The sequence below is a fragment of the Synechococcus sp. BA-120 BA3 genome (assembly GCF_034931285.1).
Classification (GTDB): domain Bacteria; phylum Cyanobacteriota; class Cyanobacteriia; order PCC-6307; family Cyanobiaceae; genus Cyanobium.
On record NZ_JAYGHZ010000071.1, the window covers coordinates 1 to 6,875 of the forward strand.

Consider the following 6,875-nt stretch of genomic DNA (forward strand, 5'->3'; position numbering starts at 1 on the left):
GTCTGCGGGTCCGCACCGCCGGTCGCCGCCGGGCGGACATTCCGCTCGACCTTGCCGAAGATCCCAGCCTGGCCGCGCTGGCCGCCCGTGCTCCCGCCGAGCTCGCGCCGCTCCGCGTCGTGATCAACACGGCCGGCTTGCTGCACGACGGGGCCCTGCAGCCGGAGAAGCGTCTCTCCCAGGTGAACCGCCAGGCCCTGGAGCGCAGCTTCGCCGTCAACACCTTCGGCCCCCTGCTGCTGGCCCAGGCGATCGAGCCCGCCCTGCCCAGGGACCGCCCGGTGCATTTCGCCAGCCTGTCGGCCCGGGTGGGCAGCATCGGCGACAACCGCCTTGGCGGCTGGTACGCCTATCGGGCCGCCAAGGCCGCCCAGAACCAGCTGTTGCGCACCCTGGCGATCGAATGGCAACGCCGGCTCCCTTTGGCCTGCGTGACCCTGCTCCATCCCGGCACCACGGCCACCCCGCTCTCGGCCCCCTTCGGCCGCTCCGTGCCGCCCACGGCCCTGTTCAGCCCGGAGCGGGCCGCCGGCCACCTGCTGGATGTGCTGGAGGGCCGGACGGCCGCCGGCAGCGGTGCCTTCCTCGCCTGGGACGGGTCGCCGGTGCCCTGGTGAGGAGCGGGACGCAGGGCGCCGCTCAGGCGGCGTGGCTGCGCAGGACCTCCAGGGGGATCACCTCGAGGGTGGCGAGGGCGGAGCTCTCCAGCCGCACCGGCGGGGCCATGCCGTCTTCGTAGGCCTCCAGCCAGCGGGCGGCGCAGACACACCAGTGGTCGCCGGGGCGCAGGCCGGGGAAGTTGTAGGCCGGCACCGGTGTCGAGAGGTCGTTGCCCTGGGCGCGGCTGTAGCTCAGAAAGGACTCGTTGACCACGCAGCAGACCGTGTGGCGGCCGAAATCACCGGGATCGGCATGGCAGTAGCCGTCCCTGAACCATCCGGTGAGGGGCGCACACCCGCACTCCTGCAGCGGTTCTCCCAGCACGTTGCGGCTTTCGGCGGAGGGCTGCAGGGGGGAGGCGACCAAGGCCGGGGCGGTGCGGGAACGGGGAGAGTCTGACGGAGGACTGGCACAATTTGCCCCCAGGAGGTTGACGAATTCCGGGGGAGAGGGGTTAAAGGTCTTTCAGCACGACCCCCTTCATGAGCTGGGATTTCACCGAGGATGCGGCCTTCCTGGCCCTCTGCGACGCCTACAAGGAAAGCGGTGAGCCCTCCGCCATGGAGTTTCTGGCCCATGGCGAGGGTGCCTTCCACTTCCAGGAACTCACCCAGAACGCCGCCGGTGAAGGGATCGACCTGAGCGACTCCGACGCCCTCGACGCCTTTCAGCAGGACGTGATCGACAGCCTGGAGGAGCTCTGCAGCTGAGCCCCTGCGCCGCTGGGCCCGTTGGGCGGGCTCAGCCGTAGAAGAAGGCGATCTCCTTGTCCTTGAGACCCTCCCAGCCCGCTTCCCGCAGGCGCTGGTCGAGGGTGAGCCGATCCAGGTGCTTGGCTCCGGTGCGGACGATGCGGTTGCGCATCGACTTCTTGACGCCGCTGCGGGCCCGGCGGCTCTCCAGTTCCATCACTTCGCCGTAGAGGGCGAGCATGGCGGCCGGGATCGGGGAGCCGTCCAGATCCACGCCTGCCGCGATGGCGTCATCGACGCCGCCGGGTCCTGCGATGGCCATGGCCAGGGATGCGAAGGGTGAGCAAAGCCTGCCATGGCCGGGGGTCAGGCCTCAGGCGCTGAAATACCGGGCCTGGCTGTGCAGGGCCACCAGGGCGGTGGTGCTCTGCTCCGGCTCCAGCTGGTCGCTCTCGTCCATCGTCAGGCCGATGCGGTCGGTGCCCAGCCAGGCGAGCTGCTGGCGGGAATCAGCCACGTTCGGACAGGCTGGATAGCCGAAGGAGTAGCGGCTGCCCCGGTAGCGCTGGGCCAGCACGTCCCGGAGGGCGGCCGGCTCGTCGGCGGCGAATCCCATCTCCCGGCGGATGCGGGCATGGGTCCATTCGGCCAGGGCCTCGGCCATCTGAACCGCCAGACCATGGAAGTAGAGATAGTCGCTGTAGCGATCGGCCCGGAAGAGGTCCTGGGCGAACCTGGTGGCCCCTTCGCCCATGGTGACGGCCTGCATCGGCAGCACGTCGCTCGGCCGCAGGGCGCCGTCCGGGCCCGGCTCCAGGTCGCGGTAGAAGTCGGCGATGCAGTAGCGGTTGCCGCCGCGCTGGCGCGGCAGGGCGAAACGCCCCAGCTCGCCACCGCCGCTGGCGGCCACGGCCCCATCGGCCATCGCCGCGGGATCGAACACCACCAGGGCATTGCCGGCCCGGCCGCAGGGGAAGTAGCCGTAGGCCACCCGGGGGGTGAGCAGACCCTCCTGGCGGCAGCGCCCCAGCCAGTCCTGCAGCACCGGCTCCGCCTTCTCGGCGAGCATCGCCTCGTAGTCCTCCCGGCTCTGCTGCTGGGTCTTGCGCAGCTGCCACTGGCCGGCGAAGAGGGCGTTGCGATCCAGGTAGGCGAACACCTCGTCGAGGTCGATCTCCGCCTCGGTGAGCACCCGGGTGCCCCAGAACGGGGGCGCGATGGCGGGTTCGGCGGGCACCGACGCGGAGCGCTCCTCGCTGCCGGCCGCCACCGGCTCAGCCGCCGCAGGTTCGGTCGCCACCGGAGCCTCCCCAGGCTCGGCGGGCGTCGCGGAAGCCGCGGACTCGGTGAGCCCCAGGCCCTCGGGAGCGCCGTCCAGGAAACCCTGGTGGTCGTCCCAGCGGCCCGCCGCCTTGGCCTCCATCAGGGCGTCCATGAAGCGCAGGTCGGCGAACGCGTCGCGGCCGTAGATCACCTGGCCCAGGTAGGCCGCTCGGCAGTCACCGTTGACGAAGCGCGGCGTCAGTGCCGCACCGCCAAGAATGACCGGAACGGAGATGCCGACTTCGTTGAACGTTTCGAGGTTGTCCTTCATGAAGGCGGTGGATTTCACCAGCAGACCGCTCATGGCAATGCAGTCGGCCCCGTGCTGCCGCTGGGCCTCGACGATGGCGTCGACGCTCTGCTTGATGCCCAGATTCACCACCTCATAGCCGTTGTTGGTGAGGATGATGTCCACCAGGTTCTTGCCGATGTCGTGAACGTCCCCCTTGACGGTGGCGATCAGGAACTTGCCCTTGCTGCTGGATTCGCCCTCCTGGCGTTCCATGTGCGGTTCGAGGAAGGCGACGGCCGCCTTCATGGTTTCAGCGCTCTGCAGCACGAAGGGCAGCTGCATCTGTCCGGAGCCGAACAATTCACCCACCACCTTCATGCCATCCAGAAGGAAGGTGTTGATGATCTTCAGCGGTGGATGCTCGGCCAGGGCCTCCTGCAGAGCGGCCTCCAGGCCGATGCGTTCGCCGTCGATGATGTGCTGCTTGAGCCGCTCCTCCAGGGGCAGATCCGCCAGCGAAGGCCCTGAGGCCCGGGCCTCCTTGGCGCTGACACCCTCGAATTCACTGGTCAGCAGGGTGAGGGGATCGTGGACACAGATGCCGTCCTCGAAACGCCGTCGGTCGTGGATCAGGTCGCGGCAGATCAGCTGGTGCTCCTCGCTGATCTTCGCCAGGGGCAGGATCTTCGCCGGGCTGACGATGGCCGCGTCCATGCCGGCGGCGCAGCAGTCGTGCAGGAAGACCGAATTGAGCACGATGCGGGCCGCCGGGGACAGCCCGAAGCTGACGTTGCTGACCCCCAGCACCACATGCACGCCGGGAAGGTCCTGGCGGATCCTGCGGATCGCTTCGATCGTCGCGGCTGCGTTGGCCCGGTCCTCCTCAATGCCGGTGGAGATGGGCAGGGCGAGGGGGTCGTAGAAGATCTCGTGGGCCGGCAGGCCGAATTCGAGGGCATCGCGGTAGGCCCGCTGGGCGATGGCGAACTTGCGCTCGGCGGTGCGGGCCATGCCCTCCTCGTCGATCGTGCCCACCACCACGCCGGCGCCGTAGTCACGGGCCAGTTCGAGCACCTTGAAGAAGCGCTCGTCGCCGTCTTCATAGTTGGTGGAATTGAGGATGCACTTGCCGCCGGCCACCTTGAGGCCGGCCTCCATCTTCTGCCACTCGGTGGAATCGAGCATCAGCGGCAGGTTCACGTTGGTGACCAGGCGGCTCACCAGATCGTGCATGTCCTTCACCCCGTCGCGCCCCACGTAGTCGACGTTCACATCGAGCACGTGGGCGTTCTCCTTCACCTGGCCCCGGGCCAACGCCACAAGGCCATCCCAGTCCTCGGCGTTGAGCAGCTCGCGCACCTTCTTCGAGCCGCTGGCATTGAGCCGTTCGCCGATGATCAGGAAGGAGTTGTCCTGGAAGTAGGGGGTGACGCCATAGATCGAGGCCACCGCGGGTTCGTAGTGGAGCGGCGGCCGCTCCAGCCGCTGCCGGGGCTGCCGCACCTCGCGGGGGGCGGGCTTCAGGCCGGCGGCGAGGTCCGCCAGGGCCCCGATGTGGGCGGGGGTGGTGCCGCAGCAGCCGCCGATCACCTGGACCCCCAGATCCTCGACGAAGTGCATGAGCTGCATCCGCATCTCGGTGGGGGTGAGCCGGTAGTGGGCCACGCCGCCGATGTTCTCCGGCAGTCCCGCGTTGGGGATGCAGCTCACGACAAACGGACTGTGCTGGCTGAGGTAGCGGATGTGCTCCTTCATCTGCTCCGGGCCGGTGGCGCAGTTCAGGCCGAGCACGTCGATCGGGAAGGGCTCCAGGATCGCCACAACGGCGGCGATGTCGGAGCCGACCAGCATGGTGCCGGTGGTCTCCATCGTCACCGAGACCATCAGGGGACGCCGCTCCCCGGCGGCGCTGAAGGCCTCTTCGATCCCCTGCAGGGCCGCCTTGATCTGCAGGACGTCCTGGCAGGTCTCGACGATGAACAGGTCGACGTCCCCGGCGATCAGGCCGGCGGCCTGCTCGCGGAACGAGGCCTTCATCGTGTCGAAGTCGATGTGGCCGAGGGTGGGCAGCTTGGTGGTGGGCCCCATCGAGCCGGCCACGAACCGCGGCTTCTCCGGGGTGCTGTAGGCGGCGGCCATGTCCCGGGCCAGCTCAGCGGCCCGGCGGTTGATGGCGAAAGCCTGGTCCTCCAGTCCGTACTCGGCCAGCACGATCGAGGCCGCCCCGAAGGTGTCGGTTTCGATCACGTCACAACCCACCTCCAGGAACTGGCGGTGCACCGCCTGGACCGCATCGGGTCGGGTGAAGACCAGGTTTTCGTTGCAGCCCTCGAGTGCTGCACCGCCGAAATCCTCCGCCGTCAGGTTCATCTCCTGCAGGGAGGTGCCCGTGGCGCCGTCGAAGACGAGCACCGGCCGGGTCGGACCGTGCAGCCAGTCGAGGAAGCCGATGCGGTCGGTGGGGTGGTGAATGGCGGCGGTGACGACCATCAGGCGTCGATGCGGATGCGGGTGACCCAGTGGTCATAGGAGGGATCGCGGCCCTCCGTGATCGCCGTGAGGCGGTCGCGCAGACGCTCCATCACAGGCCGGTGGCTGGAGAGGTCGGTGGATTCGATCCGGCGCACCGGGGTGACCCGGGCGGCCGTGCCGCTGAGGAACACCTCATCGGCGATCATCAGCTCGGTCTTGTCGACGGCCCGTTCAAGCACGGGGATGTCCATCGAGCGCGCCAGCTCCATGATGCTGGCCCGGGTGATGCCCTCAAGGATGTCCTGATCGACGCCGGGGGTGATCAGAACGCCGTCCCGGACGATGAACAGGTTCATGCCGCTGGCCTCGCTCACCTTGCCGCGGCTGTTGAGCAGCAGGGCCTCGTCGAAGCCGCTCTTGACGGCCTCCGTCTTGGCCAGGGAACTGGTGATGTAGGCGCCGCTGATCTTGCCCCGCAGGGGCAGGGAGCGGTCCTCCTGGCGGCACCAGCTGCTGATCCGGCAGCTCACCCCCTCGGGGGAGAGATAGTCGCCCATCTCGATGCCGTAGATGAGGAAGTCGGTCTGGATGTTGTGCAGCCGCGGGGCGATGCCCAGGTCGCTGGTGTAGACGAAGGGCCGCAGGTAGATCGGGCAGGTGGGGCGGTTGGCCTGCAGAAAGGCATGGATGGCGCTGTGGATCGTCTCCTCCTGCAGTTCCGTCAGCAGCAGTCGGGCACTCTGGCTGAGGCGGCGGGCATGGCGATCGGCCCGGAACAGCAGGATCTCGCTGGGGTCGGCGGGATTGGGCAGGGCCCGCATGCCGCCGAAGGCGCCCGTGCCGTAATGCAGCGCATGGGTGGCCACCGAGAGGGTGGCCTCGGCAAAGGGGACGCATTGTCCGCCGAACCAGGCATAGGGCAGGAACTGGTGCATGGAAGGCGGTGGCGACGATGCGATCTTCTCATCGCGTTCGGCAGGATGGGGACATGCATCGACTCGCGTCCATCGCCGGGGACAGGACGGAGGACGACGGCGGCCTCTTCGTGGAGCAGCCAGCGGCGCCGGTGGTGCTGCTCAGCAGCGCCGACACGGATCTGCTGGCGGTGGCCCAGCTGCTCGAGGCCGAACCTGAGCTGCTGCCGGCCGCGCTGCGGGCCCTCAACCTCTCCGCCCTGCAGCACCCGGCAGTGATCGACCACTACGTGGCCAGCAGCCTCGCTGCCACCCGGCTGGTGGTGGTGCGGCTGCTGGGGGGGCGCGGCCACTGGAGCTACGGGCTGGAGTGCCTGCGGCAGTGGGCCGCCGCGGCGGAAGGTCGCCAGCTCCTGGTGCTGGCCGGCACCGCCGAGGAGGAGCAGGCCCTGGCCTGCCTCGGCAACCTCGATGGGCCCCTGGCGACGGCCTGTGCCGCCTGCCTGCGGGAGGGCGGGCCGGCCAACCTGCGCCTGCTGCTGCGGACCCTGGCCGGCCTCCTGGCCGGAGAGCGTCCCGAGC

Annotated in this window: 6 protein-coding genes and 1 pseudogene; 3 read left to right on the plus strand and 4 right to left on the minus strand. The window is 69.1% G+C overall.

The window, feature by feature from the left end; translation table 11 throughout:
- The first annotated feature begins 2 nt into the window (after positions 1-2).
- Entirely contained in the window at positions 3-617 is a 615-nt protein-coding gene (locus VB737_RS04780) for an SDR family NAD(P)-dependent oxidoreductase (protein ID WP_500311584.1), read from the plus strand.
- A 22-nt stretch (positions 618-639) separates the two neighbouring features.
- Here the strand turns inward: VB737_RS04780 and VB737_RS04785 are convergent, their stop codons facing one another.
- Positions 640-1,026: a DUF2237 family protein gene (locus tag VB737_RS04785; protein WP_500311586.1), complete on the minus strand. Its 387-nt coding sequence runs from the start codon at positions 1,024-1,026 to the stop codon at positions 640-642.
- Between the two features lie 116 nt (positions 1,027-1,142).
- Between VB737_RS04785 and VB737_RS04790 the strand changes: the two genes are divergently transcribed.
- Positions 1,143-1,370 (plus strand): DUF8667 family protein, encoded by a 228-nt coding sequence (locus VB737_RS04790; protein WP_015108208.1) that lies wholly within the window; start codon positions 1,143-1,145, stop codon positions 1,368-1,370.
- Positions 1,371-1,401: 31 nt separating this feature from the next.
- Here the strand turns inward: VB737_RS04790 and VB737_RS04795 are convergent, their stop codons facing one another.
- The 3 genes from VB737_RS04795 to VB737_RS04805 are packed head-to-tail and all read right to left on the minus strand — an operon-like array spanning position 1,402 to position 6,314.
- Positions 1,402-1,674, minus strand: coding sequence for a small RNA NsiR4-regulated ssr1528 family protein (locus VB737_RS04795; RefSeq protein WP_094584569.1), 273 nt, complete (start codon positions 1,672-1,674; stop codon positions 1,402-1,404).
- Positions 1,675-1,725: 51 nt separating this feature from the next.
- Positions 1,726-5,397: a methionine synthase gene (gene metH / locus VB737_RS04800; protein WP_500311589.1), complete on the minus strand. Its 3,672-nt coding sequence runs from the start codon at positions 5,395-5,397 to the stop codon at positions 1,726-1,728.
- Positions 5,397-6,314 (minus strand): branched-chain amino acid transaminase, encoded by a 918-nt coding sequence (locus tag VB737_RS04805; RefSeq protein WP_500311591.1) that lies wholly within the window; start codon positions 6,312-6,314, stop codon positions 5,397-5,399. Before VB737_RS04805 ends, metH begins: the two co-directional genes overlap by 1 nt.
- Positions 6,315-6,367: 53 nt before the next feature.
- Here VB737_RS04805 and VB737_RS04810 point away from each other — a divergent pair.
- Positions 6,368-6,875, plus strand: a pseudogene (locus VB737_RS04810) (cobaltochelatase subunit CobN); the annotation flags it as partial.